At 43.5% G+C, this 17,155-nt stretch carries 26 protein-coding genes; 2 read left to right on the forward strand and 24 right to left on the reverse strand.

Annotation, left to right across the window (positions count from 1 at the left end):
* The first annotated feature begins 266 nt into the window (after window positions 1-266).
* Window positions 267-1,031: a polysaccharide deacetylase family sporulation protein PdaB gene (gene pdaB, locus BTA30_RS17260; protein WP_076762552.1), complete on the forward strand. Its 765-nt coding sequence runs from the start codon at window positions 267-269 to the stop codon at window positions 1,029-1,031.
* A 5-nt stretch (window positions 1,032-1,036) separates the two neighbouring features.
* Here the strand turns inward: pdaB and BTA30_RS17265 are convergent, their stop codons facing one another.
* The gene (locus BTA30_RS17265; protein WP_076762553.1) at window positions 1,037-1,636 is read right to left on the reverse strand and encodes a KinB-signaling pathway activation protein; all 600 of its coding nucleotides are present in this window, start codon (window positions 1,634-1,636) and stop codon (window positions 1,037-1,039) included.
* A gap of 113 nt (window positions 1,637-1,749) precedes the next feature.
* Between BTA30_RS17265 and gerD the strand changes: the two genes are divergently transcribed.
* Window positions 1,750-2,331, forward strand: a complete 582-nt coding sequence (gerD, locus tag BTA30_RS17270) for a spore germination lipoprotein GerD (protein WP_076762554.1) — start codon at window positions 1,750-1,752, stop codon at window positions 2,329-2,331.
* A 70-nt stretch (window positions 2,332-2,401) separates the two neighbouring features.
* Here the strand turns inward: gerD and BTA30_RS17275 are convergent, their stop codons facing one another.
* From BTA30_RS17275 to rplR, 23 genes are all read right to left on the reverse strand, one after another.
* On the reverse strand, window positions 2,402-3,463 hold the full coding sequence (locus BTA30_RS17275) for an Mrp/NBP35 family ATP-binding protein (RefSeq protein WP_076762555.1): 1,062 nt from the start codon (window positions 3,461-3,463) through the stop codon (window positions 2,402-2,404).
* Window positions 3,464-3,550: 87 nt separating this feature from the next.
* Window positions 3,551-4,264: an N-acetylmuramoyl-L-alanine amidase CwlD gene (cwlD, locus tag BTA30_RS17280; protein WP_076762556.1), complete on the reverse strand. Its 714-nt coding sequence runs from the start codon at window positions 4,262-4,264 to the stop codon at window positions 3,551-3,553.
* Between the two features lie 103 nt (window positions 4,265-4,367).
* On the reverse strand, window positions 4,368-4,811 hold the full coding sequence (locus BTA30_RS17285; protein WP_076762557.1) for a YbaK family protein: 444 nt from the start codon (window positions 4,809-4,811) through the stop codon (window positions 4,368-4,370).
* 611 nt (window positions 4,812-5,422) lie between these two features.
* Complete coding sequence (rpsI, locus tag BTA30_RS17290; protein WP_076762558.1) at window positions 5,423-5,815, reverse strand: 30S ribosomal protein S9; 393 nt, start codon at window positions 5,813-5,815, stop codon at window positions 5,423-5,425.
* A gap of 20 nt (window positions 5,816-5,835) precedes the next feature.
* Window positions 5,836-6,273 (reverse strand): 50S ribosomal protein L13, encoded by a 438-nt coding sequence (gene rplM / locus BTA30_RS17295; protein WP_026586045.1) that lies wholly within the window; start codon window positions 6,271-6,273, stop codon window positions 5,836-5,838.
* A gap of 159 nt (window positions 6,274-6,432) precedes the next feature.
* Window positions 6,433-7,176, reverse strand: coding sequence for a tRNA pseudouridine(38-40) synthase TruA (gene truA / locus BTA30_RS17300; RefSeq protein WP_076762559.1), 744 nt, complete (start codon window positions 7,174-7,176; stop codon window positions 6,433-6,435).
* A gap of 9 nt (window positions 7,177-7,185) precedes the next feature.
* Entirely contained in the window at window positions 7,186-7,983 is a 798-nt protein-coding gene (locus tag BTA30_RS17305; protein ID WP_076762560.1) for an energy-coupling factor transporter transmembrane component T family protein, read from the reverse strand.
* Entirely contained in the window at window positions 7,980-8,849 is an 870-nt protein-coding gene (locus BTA30_RS17310; RefSeq protein WP_076762561.1) for an energy-coupling factor ABC transporter ATP-binding protein, read from the reverse strand. The genes BTA30_RS17305 and BTA30_RS17310 overlap by 4 nt, the downstream gene beginning before the upstream one ends.
* Window positions 8,825-9,670, reverse strand: a complete 846-nt coding sequence (locus BTA30_RS17315) for an energy-coupling factor ABC transporter ATP-binding protein (protein ID WP_076762562.1) — start codon at window positions 9,668-9,670, stop codon at window positions 8,825-8,827. Before BTA30_RS17315 ends, BTA30_RS17310 begins: the two co-directional genes overlap by 25 nt.
* Before the next feature lie 141 nt (window positions 9,671-9,811).
* Window positions 9,812-10,174: a 50S ribosomal protein L17 gene (gene rplQ / locus BTA30_RS17320; protein WP_076762563.1), complete on the reverse strand. Its 363-nt coding sequence runs from the start codon at window positions 10,172-10,174 to the stop codon at window positions 9,812-9,814.
* 76 nt (window positions 10,175-10,250) lie between these two features.
* Window positions 10,251-11,195 (reverse strand): DNA-directed RNA polymerase subunit alpha, encoded by a 945-nt coding sequence (locus tag BTA30_RS17325; protein ID WP_076762564.1) that lies wholly within the window; start codon window positions 11,193-11,195, stop codon window positions 10,251-10,253.
* Window positions 11,196-11,369: 174 nt separating this feature from the next.
* Window positions 11,370-11,765 carry a 30S ribosomal protein S11 gene (gene rpsK / locus BTA30_RS17330; protein ID WP_076762565.1) on the reverse strand — a complete coding sequence of 132 codons (396 nt, stop codon included), beginning with the start codon at window positions 11,763-11,765 and terminating at the stop codon, window positions 11,370-11,372.
* A gap of 20 nt (window positions 11,766-11,785) precedes the next feature.
* On the reverse strand, window positions 11,786-12,151 hold the full coding sequence (rpsM, locus tag BTA30_RS17335) for a 30S ribosomal protein S13 (RefSeq protein WP_076762566.1): 366 nt from the start codon (window positions 12,149-12,151) through the stop codon (window positions 11,786-11,788).
* A gap of 23 nt (window positions 12,152-12,174) precedes the next feature.
* A complete protein-coding gene (gene rpmJ / locus BTA30_RS17340) occupies window positions 12,175-12,288 on the reverse strand; it encodes a 50S ribosomal protein L36 (protein WP_003156543.1) in 114 nt (37 codons plus the stop codon).
* A gap of 30 nt (window positions 12,289-12,318) precedes the next feature.
* A complete protein-coding gene (infA, locus tag BTA30_RS17345) occupies window positions 12,319-12,537 on the reverse strand; it encodes a translation initiation factor IF-1 (RefSeq protein WP_003156508.1) in 219 nt (72 codons plus the stop codon).
* Entirely contained in the window at window positions 12,515-12,844 is a 330-nt protein-coding gene (locus BTA30_RS17350) for a KOW domain-containing RNA-binding protein (protein WP_076762567.1), read from the reverse strand. The genes infA and BTA30_RS17350 overlap by 23 nt, the downstream gene beginning before the upstream one ends.
* Before the next feature lie 10 nt (window positions 12,845-12,854).
* A complete protein-coding gene (map, locus tag BTA30_RS17355) occupies window positions 12,855-13,601 on the reverse strand; it encodes a type I methionyl aminopeptidase (RefSeq protein WP_076762568.1) in 747 nt (248 codons plus the stop codon).
* Window positions 13,598-14,251, reverse strand: coding sequence for an adenylate kinase (locus tag BTA30_RS17360; protein ID WP_076762569.1), 654 nt, complete (start codon window positions 14,249-14,251; stop codon window positions 13,598-13,600). Before BTA30_RS17360 ends, map begins: the two co-directional genes overlap by 4 nt.
* A 54-nt stretch (window positions 14,252-14,305) precedes the next feature.
* Window positions 14,306-15,601, reverse strand: a complete 1,296-nt coding sequence (secY, locus tag BTA30_RS17365) for a preprotein translocase subunit SecY (protein WP_076762570.1) — start codon at window positions 15,599-15,601, stop codon at window positions 14,306-14,308.
* A 1-nt stretch (window position 15,602) separates the two neighbouring features.
* Window positions 15,603-16,043 (reverse strand): 50S ribosomal protein L15, encoded by a 441-nt coding sequence (rplO, locus tag BTA30_RS17370; protein WP_076762571.1) that lies wholly within the window; start codon window positions 16,041-16,043, stop codon window positions 15,603-15,605.
* A gap of 30 nt (window positions 16,044-16,073) precedes the next feature.
* On the reverse strand, window positions 16,074-16,253 hold the full coding sequence (gene rpmD / locus BTA30_RS17375) for a 50S ribosomal protein L30 (protein WP_006640333.1): 180 nt from the start codon (window positions 16,251-16,253) through the stop codon (window positions 16,074-16,076).
* Between the two features lie 13 nt (window positions 16,254-16,266).
* Window positions 16,267-16,767, reverse strand: coding sequence for a 30S ribosomal protein S5 (gene rpsE, locus BTA30_RS17380; RefSeq protein ID WP_023855910.1), 501 nt, complete (start codon window positions 16,765-16,767; stop codon window positions 16,267-16,269).
* A gap of 24 nt (window positions 16,768-16,791) precedes the next feature.
* Window positions 16,792-17,154 carry a 50S ribosomal protein L18 gene (rplR, locus tag BTA30_RS17385; RefSeq protein ID WP_076762572.1) on the reverse strand — a complete coding sequence of 121 codons (363 nt, stop codon included), beginning with the start codon at window positions 17,152-17,154 and terminating at the stop codon, window positions 16,792-16,794.
* Window position 17,155 lies beyond the last annotated feature (1 nt).

A 17,155-nucleotide genomic window follows, 5' to 3' on the forward strand; every position in this document is an offset into this window, starting at 1 on the left:
TAGTTTTCAAAGATCATTTCCGCTTTGTTCAGCGGCTTTAATAATATAACATTGAGCCCACTTTATTGTCAATAACTTTTTAAAAATTATTTTCTGGAGCTTTTTCATGTCGGCTGTTCATCAGCGACGAATAATAATATATCACGATTGATCAAATGAAGTCAACCATCTTTTTAAATTATTTCTAATGATGAATTATTGTTATGTTCTATTTTAAACAAGCATAGGATGAAAACAAAGCAGCATGGACAAGGAGGAGTTTTTCTGTGAATCATTTTTATGTGTGGCATATAAAACGGATTAAGCAGCTAATCATTATTGTGATTGCCGCTTTTGCTACAGCAAGCTTTTTTTATATGCAAAACCTGCTCCCTCTTCCTGTGTTTTCAACAGAAAGCGGGTCAAAAGCAGTATATAGAGGAGACGCGAATTCCAATGAAGTTTCCCTTACATTTAACATTAGCTGGGGAGATCAAAAAGCGATGCCGATTTTAAATACATTAAAAGCAAATGGAATAAAGGATGCTACATTCTTTCTTTCCGCTTCATGGGCAGAGCGTCATCCGGATGTTGTGGAAAGAATCCAAAAAGACGGCCATCAAATCGGCAGTATGGGCTATGCTTACAAAAACTATTCGCAAATGAAGAAAAGCGAGATCAAAAAAGACCTGGTAAAAGCGCAAAATTCCTTTCAAAAACTAGGGATTGACGACCTCACTCTGCTCAGACCGCCGACCGGCCAGTTCAATAAAGATGTACTTGATGTCGCAAAACAGTATGGCTACACAATTGTTCATTATAGTATCAATTCCGATGACTGGACAAATCCGGGCGTTCAGAAAATTGTTCAAAACGTCAACGAGACAGTCAATGCCGGTGATATCGTTCTTTTTCACGCTTCAGATTCGGCGAAGCAGACAAAAGAAGCCCTGCCTGAGATCGTTCATCATCTGCGAAGCAAAGGGCTCAAAAATGTAACCGTCAGCGAATTAATCGCCAATACTGACGCTAAATCTTCTGAGGTGAAATAAAAATTTTATGCATGACTCTGATATTTCGGCAGCATTAAAAGCTGAAAAGCATTACAGCTTAATAATGGCAGCAGCATCAAGTAGAGCCAGTCCTCTTCATTCACTCTTAACGCCGGAAACCATTCCATGATCGTAAAAACGATCATTAGAAACAATGCGGAAACAAACGTTTTTTTTGAGGACTGTCTTTGCTTCATATAAGCGGCCGCAAGTCCAAACGCCAATATAAACAAGGGCAGCCAAATATACGGGATGAACGGCCCCCCGTCTTCTGCAAAAAACAAATAGCGTAAATAAATCAAGTCAAACGTGACAAATATAATGAGAAACAGCTGGATCGAATTCCACAAAGAATGAGATCTGAATATCTCAAGTGCAAAACGGTGAACCGTTAAAAAAATCACAAATCCCATTTGGGCAATGACGCTAAAAATCATCCCTACTCCAATAAACCAAAATAAAACAGAAAGAATTTCAAGAACCTCGAAGGACAGAAACAGCTCCTTGTATCTTCCCCACTCTATAGCAAAACCGACAATACTTGTAGTCAAAGCTCCAACACCCAACACAGAAAAGAAAAATCGGACAAGATTACGGCTTTTCATTGTAGACTTCCCAACCCCTATGTTGCCGCTTCAGCAGCGATATTTTGTTATGTATAAATTTATTAAAGACATTCATATTAAAGGTAAGACGAGTTATCGAAAGGAGCTTAAGCATGTTAAAAACCACAATGCTATGGATAAGCTGTTTTCTGTTTCTATCTGTAACAGCTTGTGCTCCCAAGGACCAAGCAGCTGAGATGGACTATGATGAAACAAAAAAAATGGTTGTCGATATATTAAAAACAGATGACGGAAAAAAAGCGATTCAAGAAATTTTAAATGATGACAAATTGAATGAAACACTGGTCATGGATGAAAAGACCGTCAAAGAAACGGTTGAAAAAACACTCACTTCCAAAAAAGGAACGGAATTTTGGAAGAAGGTATTTGAAGACCCTAAGTTCGCAGAAGGCTTTGCCAAAACGCTTCAAAATGAACATGAAAAGGTATTGAAGAAACTGATGAAGGATCCGGAATATCAAAAAATGATGATGCAGGTTATGCAGGATCCGGAAATGGCAAAAAAATACGGCGAACTGGTCAAGAGCCAGGAATTTCGAACCCACCTTCAAGAAGTGATAACCGATACCCTGACAAGCCCTCTATATAAAAAGAAGTTTGAAGAAGAGCTGAAAAAAGCGGCTGCCGAAAGCATGAAAGAAGAAATAAAGGGGGGCGAGGAGAAACAAAGCTAAGACGCTACGCCTGTCCTCCTCACCAAAGCTTCTTCACCTGAAGAAGCTTTTCTTCATGCTGCCGTGCTTTTCAGGCTTTTTGACTGATCGATTCATCGATTTTTTTAGCTATATCCAAATAGATGACGCCTGTCGGATGGTCTTGATCATAGACAGATGGTGCAAAATCGTCATCGTCCCAATCAGGCTGCTTTAGCGGAATTTTTCCCAATATAGGAACACTCAGTTCTTCAGCGAGCTTTTCTCCCCCGCCTTTGCCGAAAACATATTCTTTTTCTCCTGTTTTGACACTTTCATAGTACGCCATATTTTCCACAATACCCACGATTTCATGGTCGGTCTTCAAGGCCATTGCCCCTGCTCTGGCGGCGACAAAGGCAGCAGTCGGATGCGGAGTCGAAACAATCACTTCCTTGCAGCTTGGAAGCATTGAATGGACATCGAGCGCCACATCACCGGTACCCGGAGGAAGATCTAAAATAATATAATCTACATCTCCCCATTCGACCTCATGAAAGAAATTATTGAGCATTTTTCCAAGCATCGGGCCTCTCCAAATGACAGGTGCATTGTCTTCAACGAAAAATCCCATGGAAATCACCTTGACTCCAAACCGTTCAACAGGAATAACTTTTTCGCCTTCGATTGTCGGCCGAACGGTAATTCCCATCATGTCAGGCACACTGAAACCATAAATATCGGCATCAATTAAACCGACTTTTTTCCCAAGACGTGCAAGAGAAACAGCCAAATTAACCGAAACCGTTGATTTGCCCACTCCGCCTTTGCCGCTTGCAACCGCTAAAAAAACGGGTTGTTTTTCGCTGTTTAACATTGATGTCCTTTGATCTGGAGCAGGCTCTTGATATTTCATCACGACTTCTTCCGGAAGCTCTTCAAAACGCAGTCCCACCGTCTCTGCACCGGCTTCCTTGAGCCGTGTGACGATTTCCTGCTGCAGCTGCATCTGTTCGGCAGATCCCATTTTTGCGAGCGCCACTTTTACGCTGACATGCTGTTTTTCAGGCTTTATTTTAATGTCTTTGACAGCACCCAGCTCGCTGAGCGGCTTATGAAGAAAAGGCTCGTACAAATCGCCGACTATTTTTTTTACATCGTCTTCTCGCATCATTGAATCTCACCCTTTGTTGTATTCGTTTACAAAATAAGTATAGCATATCTTTCCTTATAGTGTCTTTGACACAAAAAGAAACCCTCCTTATTCAGGAGGTTCTTTGTCTTCTGTAAAATAGCGTAATACACCTTTATAAACGGATGCGGCAATTTTGTCCTGATATTTGGGCTTGCCCAGCTGTTTCGCTTCTTCAGGGTTAGATAAAAACCCGATTTCAACAAGCGCACCCGGCTTTTTCACATTTTGCATCAGGTAAACTCCGTGAATCCGCTTTGCTTTTCGTTTTGTGTTCTCAAGGTTATGCCTTAGTTCATCCTGAATAAATTTGGCCACTCGTTCATTTTCTTCATACTGCCCGTAGAAAAAGCTTTGCGCTCCGCTCCACCTTGCAGAAGGAATAGCATTCAAATGAATGCTGAGGTAAAGGTCGGCTTCTGAGTTATTGATCATATCCACCCGCTTACGCAAGTCTTCCGCTTTCCTTCTGCTCAGCCCTCTCGTTTCTTCTGGAGCAAGATCATGATCGTCTTCCCGGGTCAGCATCACCAGAGCTCCCTGCTCCTGAAGATAGTCCCTGATTCTCAAAGAAACCTCGAGCGCCACGTCTTTTTCGAGAAGGTCTCCCCCTGAAGCGCCTCCGTCAGCGCCTCCATGACCCGGATCAATGTAAATGATCTTTCCGCTTAATGGCAGATTCCATGATTTCCATGAATCATCATTATGGAATTGATACTGAAATAAACATAATAAAACGACAAAGCCAAGTAAAAACCCGAGCCATTTTATTTTTTTCTTCATCCCTTTCCCTCCCGCTTGTCCTTACTACAAGATATGGGACAAGGAAGGGAAATATGATTCGGCTTGGCCGCCTTTTGGACAAAACTTTTTGTGCGGACGCCGATTATTTGAGACGGAGCTTAAAGCGTTTTTCCCGTTGGCTGAAGCCTTCCTTCCACCAGCCTTGAATAAAGTGTTCACAAGCATCATACAGCAGTTCGTGGGCGATTGTATTATTGAATGCCTCCGACCAGCTGACAGCATATTCATAAAGCTCATGCAAAAGCAGCTTTTCTTCCTTCTCTGAGCGAACCATTGCTTTTTGTACAGATTCCCCGTGATAGCCGAACTTTCCGTATTCAGCGCCCAGCAAGTAGGCTTCAATCGCAAAATCAATACAGCCGTCATATAAGATGTCGGTATGTTTTGAAAAATAATGAAAAAGAGGAGCAAAGCATTCCTCTGCCGTTGTCATCATTTTTTCTAAAGAGAGTTCACGAAGCAGCTTCTTTTCCAAATTCACCTGCTTCTTTTGTTTTTCATTAATGAAGGATAATACCGTCCCCATAACACCGCCTCCTTTTTACCCTGTATTGTGCAGTCAGGGGGCGGAAATCATGCTTGTCTATAGAAGGGAAACGGAGGAAGAAGCCGAAAATATTAGAAGGAGATGTTATAGGAGCAACCGTGCGGCCCTGTTTGTTCCCAACGGCTGATATTGTACAAATTAAATCCCCCTTCAAATCAATAACAGACAATCATCTAGGACTTAGACAGCAGAATAAACGATCTTGAATGAAAACGATGATAAGAAGCGATTTGCCTTGACCATCTTCCGCCTTACAGCAGAAAGGATTATGATTTCTCCTTCAACAGCCGATTCTTATACGGATTGTCCTTAGTAGAGCAAAGGTGTCGGCGGATTTTATGAATATGAATGTAAACAGAGCTGTCAGCCTTTTACTTCACCAGCTTTTACAGCCCCAGCAGCACAGCACCCTTTTATCCTGGTGAACGGTTGAGCAGATTCCAAATGTACTTCGCCGGCATACTGCATTAGACAGGGGAAGACACCCCGGCCTGAATCATTTTAAATGAAGACCTTTTATCAGCAACATCTCAAAAGCCGAAAAAAAGACCCCCAATCCAAAGGATTGAGAGTCTTTGAAACGCCAATAATTAACGTTTTGAGAACTGAGGTGCACGGCGTGCGCCTTTAAGTCCGTATTTTTTACGTTCTTTCATACGAGCGTCACGAGTCAGAAGACCAGCGCGTTTAAGAGTTGAACGGTATTCTGGATCTGCTTCAAGCAAAGCACGAGCGATACCGTGACGGATTGCTCCTGATTGACCAGATAAGCCGCCTCCATGTACGTTTACTAAAACATCATATGTTCCAGCTGTTTCAGTCAAAGTTAATGGTTGTTTGATATCTTCGATTAGAGCTGCAGACGGGATGTGTTCGCTGATTTCACGATTATTAACGACGATACGACCTTCTCCTGGAACTAAACGCACACGCGCTACAGAACTTTTACGACGGCCAGTACCGTAATATTGAACCTGTGCCAAATTGGTAACCTCCTTTTTAATTAACCGCGAAGTTCGTAAACTTCAGGTTTTTGTGCTGCATGTGGATGCTCAGAACCACGGTATACGTTCAATTTTTTGAACATTTGACGACCTAGAGAACCTTTTGGAAGCATGCCTTTGATAGCAAGCTCAAGCATTTTCTCAGGGTAGTTTGTACGCATTTCAAGAGCAGTTCTTGATTTTAATCCGCCTGGATGTTGAGTGTGACGGTAGTAGATTTTGTCAGTTAACTTTTTACCAGTTAACTCGATTTTTTCAGCGTTGATGATGATCACATGATCTCCAGTATCAACGTGTGGTGTGTAAGTCGGTTTGTGTTTTCCGCGAAGGATAGATGCAACTTCTGTAGAAAGACGTCCTAGAGTCTTTCCAGCAGCATCAACAACTAACCACTTGCGTTCAATAGTGCTTGCGTTAGCCATAGGTGTTGTACGCATTGAATTTCCCTCCTAAAAGATCTGTCAATTTCAATAAACTTTGATTACGTTCTATTTCACAACACAATAAGTTCCGGGGCTTATCGTGGGGTTGAAATACATACCATATGATATCTTATAACTTTCTGTACTCTCTGTCAAGAAAATGTTACACCTGGTTTAGTTGTCATAGATTACGTTCCATAGGTATAGTCCATGAGCCGGTGCAGTGCGCCCCGCGGCATCGCGATTTTGGGCGGCGATCATCTTTTTGATATCATCCGGATAAAATTTCCCAGTCCCGACATCAAGCAGTGTTCCGACGATAATTCTGACCATATTATACAAAAATCCGCTCCCCACAATCCTCATTTGCAGACCTTCTTCGGTTTCAGACCATTCCAGTTCGTAAATCGTTCTGACCTTATCCTTCACCTCGGTTTTGGCCGTGCAAAAACTTGTGAAATCATGGGTGCCGACCAAATAACGGGATGCCTCTTTCACCTTCTCCATATCAAGCTCATACGGAACATGGTATGCATAATATCGTTTAAAGACATCTGGAAATCTGCCTTTGTAAATCATATAGCGATATTCTTTTTTCTTCGCAAAAAACCTCGCGTGAAATTGATCATCGACGGCTTCCGCTTTGTTTACAGCTATATCATCAGGAAGCAGGGCATTTAAAGCATAAGGCCATTTTGCTTCCGGGATGGAGAGCGTGCTGTCAAAATGAATCGTCTGTCCGACCGCGTGAACGCCGCTGTCGGTTCTGCCGGATGAAACAACGGGAATACATTCCTTCGCTTTATGAAGGGTCTTTAGCGCCTTTTCCAGCTCGTTTTGAACAGTTCTTTGCCCAGGCTGAACCTGGTAGCCGAAAAAAAGGTGTCCGTCATATGAAATGGTGCACTTTATTCTCATGTCTATCACCTAAGTCCGCAAAAGGATTAGTAAAACTGCAAGAACACCTAACATCAGGAGCACGGAAGTATCCTTCCATTTCCACGTCAGCTGCCTGTACTTCGTGCGGCCCTCTCCTCCCCGGTACCCGCGTGCTTCCATTGCGGTTGCGAGCTCTTCAGCTCTCTTAAACGCACTGACAAACAGAGGCACGAGAAGGGGGACGACCGCCTTGACGCGTTCTTTGACAGGACCGTTTGTAAAATCTACACCTCTCGCCATTTGCGCCTTCATGATCTTGTCCGTTTCTTCTATAAGCGTCGGAATAAATCTTAGTGAAATGGACATCATTAAAGCGAGTTCATGAACGGGCAGCTTCAGTTTTTTAAACGGACCGAGCAAAGTCTCGAGCCCATCGGTTACTTCGATCGGAGTGGTTGTTAATGTCAAAAGTGTTGTGATCATGATCAAATAAATAAAACGAAGCGAAATAAAAATTCCTTGTACGAGCCCCTGCTCATAAATCTTAAATAGACCGAGCTCGGCGATCACAGGCCCTTCCCGGGTCATAAAAATATGCAGCAGAAAAGTAAACAGCACAATCCAGATAACCGGCTTCATTCCTTTCAAAAGGAAACGGGCCGGAACGCCTGACAAAGCGGCTGTCAGAAGCGTAAATACGCCGAGAAGTGCATATGTTTCTGTATTGTTCGCGAAAAAAACGATAAAGACAAAAAGGAAAATGGTCAACAGCTTAGCGCGCGGGTCAAGACGATGAATGAACGAGGAACCGGGTACATACTTGCCGATAATGATACTGTCTATCATAAGGCATTTTCCTCCTGAAAGAGCGCTTTTATTTCAGAGGCTGCCTCTTCAATCGTCAGGATGGGCTCTTTGAATGTAACGCCGAGCGCCTCTTCCAGCCGCTTCTGAAATTTAATCGTTTCCGGCAGGTCAAGGCCTAAAGCGGCTAATTCATCACTCTTTGAAAAGATCCCGCGCGGCGATCCTTTTGCTTTTACAGTGCCTTTGTGCATCACGATCAGCTCATCTGCATAAGCGGCCGCATCCTCCATGCTGTGTGTGACGAGAATCGTCGTCAAATTCCTTTGCTTGTGAAGACGGTAGAACATGTCCATGATCTCTTTGCGTCCTCTCGGATCAAGACCTGCCGTCGGTTCATCAAGAACAAGAACCTCCGGCTCCATCGCCAGCACTCCAGCGATTGCCACTCGGCGCATCTGTCCTCCGCTCAGCTCAAATGGAGAACGGTCTGACAATTCTTCATCCAACCCAACAAGCTTCAGCATTTCTCTGGCCTTTTCTTTGGCTTTCTCCTGGCTCATCCCAAAATTGATGGGCCCAAAGGCAATGTCCTTTAAGATCGTCTCTTCAAACAGCTGATGTTCGGGAAACTGAAAAACAATGCCGACCTTCTTGCGCAAGGCTTTTAAATGTTTATTCTTTTTGCCTGGTTCAAGCACATCTTTGCCAAGGCGAATCTGTCCTTTTGTCGGCTTTAACAGCCCGTTCAAGTGCTGAAGCAATGTTGACTTTCCCGATCCTGTATGACCGATAACGGCGACATAGCTTTCTTCCTTGATCACAGCATTGACATCGTAAATCGCCAAGCGTTCAAAAGGCGTTTTCATCTGGTATCGGTGTTCTACATCTTTGATCTCAATGTCCATAGCTCACTCACCAATCCTTCTTGTGTCAGATGATCGCCCTTCACACCCAGGCCGTTTTCTTTCAACAATTGGCTCAGCTGAAAAGAAAAAGGCAAATCGAGTCCGATATCAATGAGGTCCTTGTTGAGACGAAAGACTTCTTCAGGAAGACCCTCGGCATATTTCTTTCCGCTATTCATGACAATGATCCGGTCAGCTTTTGCCGCTTCATTTAAATCATGCGTAATCGAAATGACGGTAACCATTCCTTGGTCTTTTAGCCGTCTGACCGTTTCGAGCACTTCTTCTCTTCCCATCGGGTCAAGCATTGAAGTCGCTTCATCAAGAATCATGATATCCGGCCGGGCGGCAAGCACTCCCGCAATCGCAACGCGCTGCTTTTGTCCTCCTGAGAGATGGTGCGGCTCTTGATCGAGAAATTCTTGCATGTTCACTTGTTGAACAGCCCAATCAACCCTTTCCACCATGTCTTCTCTTGGAATTCCGTTGTTTTCTAAACCAAAAGCCACATCATCGCGAACGGTTGTCCCGACAAATTGATTATCGGGATTTTGAAAGACCATGCCGACTTTTTTTCTGATATCCCAGACCGTCTCTTCTTTCAGCTCGATGCCTCCGACTTCAATCGATCCTTCATCAGGCATAATCAGACCGTTTAAAGCCCTGGCAAGCGTCGATTTCCCTGAACCATTATGACCGACAACCGCAAGCCATTCTCCCTTTGAAACATGGAAAGATACATGATCAAGCGCAGGTCTGTCTGCGTCTTTTTGGTAGCGGAAAGTAATATCCTCTACAGCAATTAATCGTTCTTGATTCATTTGCCCATCCGGCCTCCTCTCCTCTAAAGCTCAACTGATCTGACTGTTCTTTTATAATGGAAATTTTTCCAGTATCTAAAAAAAGGGCATAGATCCAGTTAAAAACTGTCCCGCCCTTCTTTAGACACACAAAATATGTGATTAAACCAATTCGATGATAGCCATTGGTGCTCCGTCACCACGGCGAGGACCAAGCTTCATAATACGAGTGTATCCGCCTTGGCGCTCTTCATAACGAGGTGCTACATCAGAGAAAAGTTTTTGAAGTGCATCTTGGTCTTTCTCTGCGTCCGCTACCTCATTGCGGATGTATGCAGATGCTTGGCGGCGTGCGTGTAAATCACCGCGCTTGCCAAGTGTAATCATTTTTTCTACAACAGAGCGAAGTTCTTTCGCACGAGCTTCTGTTGTTTCAATTCTTTCGTTGATGATCAAGTCTGTTGTAAGATCACGCAGCATTGCTTTGCGCTGTGCACTAGTGCGTCCTAGTTTTCTGTATGACATGTGGTGTCCCCTCCTTTATTGAAATACTCTATCTGAAATAAAAAACACACGAAACCCTAGTTCACATGGAAACTAGTCAATCGTCTTTGCGAAGGCCAAGTCCAAGTTCTTCAAGTTTCGCTTTTACTTCTTCAAGTGATTTGCGACCCAGGTTGCGAACTTTCATCATATCTTCTTCTGTCTTGTTCGCAAGCTCTTGAACCGTATTGATGCCCGCACGTTTCAAGCAGTTGTAAGAACGGACAGAAAGATCAAGTTCTTCGATGGTCATTTCCAGAACTTTTTCTTTTTGGTCCTCTTCTTTTTCAACCATGATTTCAGCATGCTGAGCTTCGTCAGTCAAACCGACAAAAATATTAAGGTGTTCAGTCAAAATCTTTGAACCAAGCGCAATTGCTTCTTTTGGTCCATTGCTTCCATCTGTCCATACGTCAAGCGTAAGTTTGTCATAGTTTGTAATCTGACCCACACGAGTATTCTCAACTTGATAAGATACACGAGAAACAGGTGTAAAGATGGAATCAATCGGGATGACGCCAATCGGCTGATCGTCTCTTTTATTCGCATCAGCTGGTGTATACCCGCGACCTCTTTGAGCGGTAAGGCGAACTCGAAAACTCGCATTTTGGCCAAGAGTCGCAATGTGAAGATCAGGATTCAAAATCTCAACATCACTGTCGTGGGTAATATCAGCAGCTGTTACAACTCCTTCACCCTGTACATCAATCTCAAGCGTCTTCTCTTCTTCAGAGTAGATTTTCAGTGCAAGTTTTTTAATGTTTAAGATAATCGTTGTAACATCTTCAACAACGCCTTCGATCGTCGAGAATTCATGCAGTACACCATCTATCTGGATCGATGTTACAGCGGCACCAGGGAGTGAGGATAAAAGGATACGACGTAAGGAGTTACCCAAAGTTGTACCATATCCACGCTCAAGTGGCTCTACGACAAATTTACCATACTTGGCATCGTCGCTGATTTCAACCGTTTCGATTTTTGGTTTTTCAATCTCGATCATTTCATAAAACCCTCCTTCAAAACGTCGAAACCCCGGAAAGAATGTCTCTCATTCTATCCGAAATTCCCCATTGTTTAGTCCCGTATGTGCTCAGGCAACGAGTGTGCATTCGTTTTATAAATTAACTGTATCATAACCCATTATTGACAGGGACACAAAATCTATACAAACAAATTACACGCGGCGACGTTTTGGCGGACGGCATCCGTTATGAGGAACAGGAGTTACGTCTCTGATTGCTGTAACTTCAAGTCCGGCAGCTTGAAGAGCACGAATAGCAGCTTCACGGCCAGAACCAGGTCCTTTAACAGTAACTTCTAGAGTTTTCAGTCCATGTTCGATAGAACCTTTAGCAGCTGTTTCAGCAGCCATTTGTGCAGCGAATGGAGTGGATTTACGAGAACCTCTAAATCCTAAAGCTCCGGCACTTGACCAAGAAAGAGCATTGCCATGAACATCTGTAATAGTAACGATGGTGTTGTTAAAAGTTGAACGAATATGAGCGATTCCAGCTTCAATATTCTTTTTTACGCGGCGTTTACGCGTGTTTGATTTACGAGCAGCAGCCATAGTTTAGTTACCTCCCTTACTTATTTTTTCTTGTTAGCTACAGTACGACGCGGACCTTTACGAGTACGCGCATTATTTTTAGTATTTTGACCGCGAACAGGCAATCCGCGACGATGACGAATTCCGCGGTAGCTTCCGATTTCGATCAGACGTTTAATGTTAAGAGACACTTCACGGCGAAGGTCACCTTCAACTTTCAATTTGTCGATCGCATCACGGATTTTACCAAGTTCTTCTTCAGTCAAATCGCGAACGCGAGTATCTTCAGAAACACCAGCTTCTGTTAGAACTTGCTGAGCCGTTGTACGGCCGATTCCAAAGATGTATGTTAAAGAAATAACAACACGCTTATCACGTGGAATATCTACACCAGCAATACGAGCCATTCTCTCTGGCACCTCCTTAAAAATTATCCTTGTTTTTGTTTATGCTTTGGATTCTCACAGATCACCATTACTTTTCCTTTTCTGCGAATGACCTTGCACTTTTCACAGATCGGTTTAACTGATGGTCTCACTTTCATGTGTTTCCAACCTCCTTCTTCCGGAGTGCTTTATTTGTAACGGTACGTAATTCTACCACGAGTTAAGTCATATGGAGATAATTCTACCGTAACTTTGTCTCCAGGTAAAATGCGAATGAAGTGCATGCGGATTTTACCAGATACATGAGCCAAAACCGTGTGGCCATTTTCAAGTTCAACTTTGAACATTGCGTTGGGCAGCGTTTCGACTATAGTACCTTCCACTTCAATTACATCGTCTTTCGCCATTCAAGTGTTCTCCCTTCTTCAAATCAGTAACTTGCTTTCTGACAAATTTCAAAAGAGAAAATCTCAATTTTCCGTTTGTCACACGCCCAGTTTCATTTATACTGTTCTGAACTTCCGGAGATACGCAATCATAAAAGGTTAAATGATTGATATTCTTTTTCTTAGGAGAATGAAATTTACGCTTTTCTCCGTCTGCTACCAGCACATATTGATGATCGAATATATCAATGACAACTGCGTATTGATCCAATTCGCTTCCTCGCGTAACACGTACGAACTGTCCAATTTCAGGCGTTTTCCGATTCATCTCATTCCACCTAGGCTTTTGTCAGTATATCAAAACCCGTCTCCGTAATCGCGATCGTGTGTTCAAAATGAGCACATTTTTTCCCGTCCACTGTTACAACCGTCCAGTTATCAGCCAATGTTTTGACATACCGGGTGCCTGCATTGACCATCGGCTCAATAGCCAAGACCATGCCGGGCTTTAACCGCGGGCCTTTGTTCGGCGGACCGTAGTGAGGAATTTGCGGATCCTCGTGCAAATCCTGGCCGACCCCATGCCCTACATATTCCCTGACAACTGAGTAATGTTCGCTTTCGACATACGTTTGTATGGCGTGGGAAATATTCGACAAACGTTCTCCCGGTTTTGCTTCCTGCAAGCCTCTATATAAAGACTCCTCTGTCACTTCCAGCAGCTTTTGATCATCAGCGCTGACCGTCCCCACTGGATAAGTCCATGCAGAGTCGCCATGATAACCGTTTAGCTTTGCACCGATATCGATGCTGATGATGTCACCGTCACGAAGCACCCGGCTTCCCGGTATCCCGTGAACCAGCTCTTCGTTGACAGAAACGCAAATGCTCCCGCGAAAACCATTATACCCTTTAAAAGATGGGATTGCACCTTGCTTTGTAATAAAACGTTCGGCAATTTGATCCAATTCTTTTGTCGAGATACCGGGTTTAATGTGTTTTTTTAGCTCCTGATGAGTTAAAGCAACAATCCGTCCCGCTTCCCGCATGATTTCGATTTCTCGGGGAGTTTTACAAATAATCATTTGTCCAGGCCTCCGAGAAGCTCCTTAATATCGCTGTATACTTCATTGATGTGCTTTTGCCCGTCAATGTTTACAAGATACCCTTTATCCGCATAAAAATCGAGTAAAGGCTGGGTTTGCTTCAAGTTGACCTCAAGGCGTGTGGATACAGTAGCCTCGTTATCATCTTCACGCTGATAGAGTTCTCCTCCACACTTATCGCATACATTTTCTTTTGCAGGCGGATTAAAGACTAAATGATATGTTGCACCGCAGTTTTTGCAGATTCTGCGTCCTGTAAGACGTTCCATCAATGCATCTTTATCGACTTGAATGTTGATGACATGGTCTATCGACTTGCCAAGTCCTTCAAGAATTTCCTCAAGTGCTTCAGCTTGAGCGACTGTTCTCGGAAATCCGTCCAGAAGAAAACCCCGGTCACAATCATTCTTGCCAAGTCTCTCCCTGACAATACCAATTGTTACTTCATCCGGAACAAGCTCGCCTTTATCAATATATGATTTGGCTTCGAGTCCCAGATCCGTTTCTTCTTTCATCGCAGCGCGGAACATGTCTCCTGTTGAGATATGAGGTATCCCAAAATCGTCAACAATCCGTTCAGCCTGAGTTCCTTTACCGGCTCCAGGCAGTCCCATTAAGACTAAGTTCATTTCGGATTCCCCGTCCTCTCTATTTTAAGAGGGAATGGGCGCACCCCATTTCCTCTAGTGCTTCATAAATCCACGATAATTTCGTTTCACCAGCTGGCTTTCAAGCTGCTTCATTGTTTCAAGTGCGACACCGATAACAATCAGCAAACTTGTTCCGCCAATTTGTGCGGAAGAAGGCAGCCCAGCAATATTAACAAACAAGACAGGAAGTATGGCAATCACGGCCAAGAATATGGAGCCTACAAATGTAAGTCGATACAAAATGCTCGTAATTCTATCTTGAGTCATTTTTCCTGGACGAACTCCCGGAATATAGCCGCCTTGTTTTTTAAGATTATCGGCCATTTGTTCAGGGTTTACCTGGACAAATGCATAGAAATAGGTAAAGGCAATAATCAATGCTGCATAGATTGCCATTCCAACGGGATGGGTGTAATCAAATGTCTTTTGAATCCAATTTGTAACGTCATTGGAACCAAAGAACGAAGCCACAGTCCGCGGTGTAATGATAAACGAAACAGCAAAGATGACTGGAATAACACCCGCCGGGTTAACCTTCAGCGGCAAGTGTGTTGACTGACCGCCAGGAACAGGTGAACGGCCTGAACCTTTCGCATATTGAATTGAGATTTTTCTTACTGCCTCTTGAATGAAAATAACACCCACGACAATCGCCAAAATCGCAAACAATATGATGACAACCTTTAAGATTTGCATGAATAACTGATCTCCAGCATCTACAAACTGCTGAGCGTAGATCTGATTAATCGTCTGCGGAATACCGGCAACGATACCAGCAAAGATGATAATCGAGATTCCGTTGCCAACTCCATGGGACGTAATTTGTTCACCAAGCCACATTAAAAAAGCAGTTCCAGCGGTCAGTACAATCGCAATGATCAAATAAGTACCGGCTCCCGGGTCATTGATTAACGCGCCACCGGCCATGTTATTAAACCCGTAAGACATACCTAAAGCTTGGATAAATCCAAGAATAATTGTGAAGTACCTTGTGAACTGAGCTATTTTTCGGCGACCAACTTCCCCCTGCTTCGACCACTCAGTAAACTTCGGCACAACATCCATCTGCAGAAGCTGGATGATGATTGAAGCTGTGATGTAAGGCATGATCCCCATCGCAAGAATGGAGAAGTTGAATAATGCACCGCCGCCAAATGTGTTTAGGATTCCAAATACACTCATTTGATCCTGTGCCTTCAAAGCCTCTGTGTTTACGTGCGGCACAGGAATGAATGAACCGAGACGAAAGACGATAAGCATTAAAAGAGTGAAGATAATCTTATTCCGAATATCCTTCACACGCATAAAATTGGAGATTGTCTTAAACAAGTTAGATCACCTCAGCTGTACCGCCAGCAGCCTCAATTGCTTGTTTAGCAGAAGCGGAGAATTTATTGGCCTTAACAGTTAATTTTTTTTCTAATTTACCGTCGCCAAGAATCTTAACTCCAGATTTCAACTTGCTAATTACACCTGTTTCTAAAAGAAGTTCAGGAGTAACTTCCGTCCCTTCTGCAAAGCTGTTGAGTTTGTCTAGGTTGACTACAGCGAAGTCCTTGCGGTTGATGTTTGTAAAACCGCGTTTAGGAAGACGTTGGAATAAAGGCATTTGTCCACCCTCGAATCCAGGACGTACACCGCCGCCAGAACGAGCGTTTTGACCTTTATGACCTTTACCAGCTGTTTTACCGTTGCCAGAACCAATACCACGACCTACGCGGTTGCGCGTTTTGCGTGAACCTTCTGCGGACTTTAATTCATGAAGTTTCATTAGGACACCTCCTTAGCTTATCGTTTATTTTTATTGTTCTTTAACAGAAACTAAATGAGATACTTTGTTAATCATACCGCGGATTGCAGCGTTGTCTTCATGAACGACTGTTTGGTTTGTTTTCTTTAAACCAAGCGTTCTAACAGTGATGCGCTGGTCTTCCGGGCGTCCGATTACACTGCGTTTGAGGGTAATTTCTAATTTAGCCATTAATGTTCCCTCCTTATCCTAACAGTTCTTCTACAGATTTTCCACGAAGCTTAGCAACATCCTCAGCGCGTTTCAGTTCGCTTAAACCTTGGACTGTTGCACGGATCATGTTGATCGGAGTGTTAGAACCTAAAGACTTAGAAAGGATATCAGCTACACCGGCAAGCTCAAGTACCGCACGTACTGGGCCTCCAGCGATAACTCCCGTACCTTCAGAAGCAGGTTTTAACAAGATGTTGCCTGCACCGAAACGTCCGATGATTTCGTGTGGAATTGTAGTTCCAACCATTGGTACTTCAATCAAATTCTTTTTCGCATCTTCAACAGCTTTGCGGATCGCTTCCGGCACTTCTTGTGCTTTACCAGTTCCGAATCCAACGTGACCGTTTTTGTCACCGACAACGACTAGAGCTGCGAAACGGAAACGACGACCACCTTTAACAACTTTCGCTACGCGGTTAACGGTAACTAAGCGTTCTTCTAACTCTAATTTGCTTGGGTCAATACGACGCATATTCATATGTCCCTCCTTCTTTTATTAAAATTCTAATCCAGCCTCGCGTGCAGCATCAGCCAATGCTTTTACACGTCCATGATAAAGGTAACCGCCACGGTCGAACACGACGTTTGTGATACCTTTTTCAGAAGCGCGTTTTGCAACAAGCTCTCCAACTTTTGCAGCCGCAGACGTATCGCCGTTACTTTCGGCGTTAAAGTCTTTATCAAGAGTAGATGCACTCACAAGTGTAACACCGTTCACGTCATCGATCACTTGTGCGTAAATATGTTTGTTTGAACGGAAAACATTTAGACGAGGTCTTTCAGGCGTTCCTGAAAGCTTCGCACGAACACGAGCGTGTCTTTTAAGACGTGCAGCATTCTTGCTTGTTTTCGTAATCATC

Origin of the sequence: Bacillus swezeyi (assembly GCF_001969815.1) — a bacterium.
GTDB lineage: Bacteria > Bacillota > Bacilli > Bacillales > Bacillaceae > Bacillus > Bacillus swezeyi.

What these genes read in the sequence shown, in the direction of transcription:
- rplR (WP_076762572.1), bottom strand. Translation starts at nt 17,154, where the DNA reads ATGATTACGAAAACAAGCAAGAATGCTGCACGTCTTAAAAGACACGCT.
- cwlD (WP_076762556.1), bottom strand. Translation starts at nt 4,264, where the DNA reads ATGAAGAAAAAAATAAAATGGCTCGGGTTTTTACTTGGCTTTGTCGTT.
- rpsE (WP_023855910.1), bottom strand. Translation starts at nt 16,767, where the DNA reads ATGCGTCGTATTGACCCAAGCAAATTAGAGTTAGAAGAACGCTTAGTT.
- gerD (WP_076762554.1), top strand. Translation starts at nt 1,750, where the DNA reads ATGTTAAAAACCACAATGCTATGGATAAGCTGTTTTCTGTTTCTATCT.
- rpmJ (WP_003156543.1), bottom strand. Translation starts at nt 12,288, where the DNA reads ATGAAAGTGAGACCATCAGTTAAACCGATCTGTGAAAAGTGCAAGGTC.
- BTA30_RS17285 (WP_076762557.1), bottom strand. Translation starts at nt 4,811, where the DNA reads ATGGGGACGGTATTATCCTTCATTAATGAAAAACAAAAGAAGCAGGTG.
- BTA30_RS17360 (WP_076762569.1), bottom strand. Translation starts at nt 14,251, where the DNA reads ATGAACTTAGTCTTAATGGGACTGCCTGGAGCCGGTAAAGGAACTCAG.
- BTA30_RS17305 (WP_076762560.1), bottom strand. Translation starts at nt 7,983, where the DNA reads ATGATAGACAGTATCATTATCGGCAAGTATGTACCCGGTTCCTCGTTC.
- BTA30_RS17275 (WP_076762555.1), bottom strand. Translation starts at nt 3,463, where the DNA reads ATGATGCGAGAAGACGATGTAAAAAAAATAGTCGGCGATTTGTACGAG.
- rpsK (WP_076762565.1), bottom strand. Translation starts at nt 11,765, where the DNA reads ATGGCTGCTGCTCGTAAATCAAACACGCGTAAACGCCGCGTAAAAAAG.
- map (WP_076762568.1), bottom strand. Translation starts at nt 13,601, where the DNA reads ATGATTATTTGTAAAACTCCCCGAGAAATCGAAATCATGCGGGAAGCG.
- BTA30_RS17350 (WP_076762567.1), bottom strand. Translation starts at nt 12,844, where the DNA reads ATGAATCGGAAAACGCCTGAAATTGGACAGTTCGTACGTGTTACGCGA.
- BTA30_RS17310 (WP_076762561.1), bottom strand. Translation starts at nt 8,849, where the DNA reads ATGGACATTGAGATCAAAGATGTAGAACACCGATACCAGATGAAAACG.
- rplO (WP_076762571.1), bottom strand. Translation starts at nt 16,043, where the DNA reads ATGAAACTTCATGAATTAAAGTCCGCAGAAGGTTCACGCAAAACGCGC.
- rplM (WP_026586045.1), bottom strand. Translation starts at nt 6,273, where the DNA reads ATGCGTACAACACCTATGGCTAACGCAAGCACTATTGAACGCAAGTGG.
- infA (WP_003156508.1), bottom strand. Translation starts at nt 12,537, where the DNA reads ATGGCGAAAGACGATGTAATTGAAGTGGAAGGTACTATAGTCGAAACG.
- rplQ (WP_076762563.1), bottom strand. Translation starts at nt 10,174, where the DNA reads ATGTCATACAGAAAACTAGGACGCACTAGTGCACAGCGCAAAGCAATG.
- rpmD (WP_006640333.1), bottom strand. Translation starts at nt 16,253, where the DNA reads ATGGCTAAATTAGAAATTACCCTCAAACGCAGTGTAATCGGACGCCCG.
- BTA30_RS17265 (WP_076762553.1), bottom strand. Translation starts at nt 1,636, where the DNA reads ATGAAAAGCCGTAATCTTGTCCGATTTTTCTTTTCTGTGTTGGGTGTT.
- truA (WP_076762559.1), bottom strand. Translation starts at nt 7,176, where the DNA reads ATGAGAATAAAGTGCACCATTTCATATGACGGACACCTTTTTTTCGGC.
- rpsM (WP_076762566.1), bottom strand. Translation starts at nt 12,151, where the DNA reads ATGGCTCGTATTGCTGGTGTAGATATTCCACGTGATAAGCGTGTTGTT.
- BTA30_RS17325 (WP_076762564.1), bottom strand. Translation starts at nt 11,195, where the DNA reads ATGATCGAGATTGAAAAACCAAAAATCGAAACGGTTGAAATCAGCGAC.
- BTA30_RS17315 (WP_076762562.1), bottom strand. Translation starts at nt 9,670, where the DNA reads ATGAATCAAGAACGATTAATTGCTGTAGAGGATATTACTTTCCGCTAC.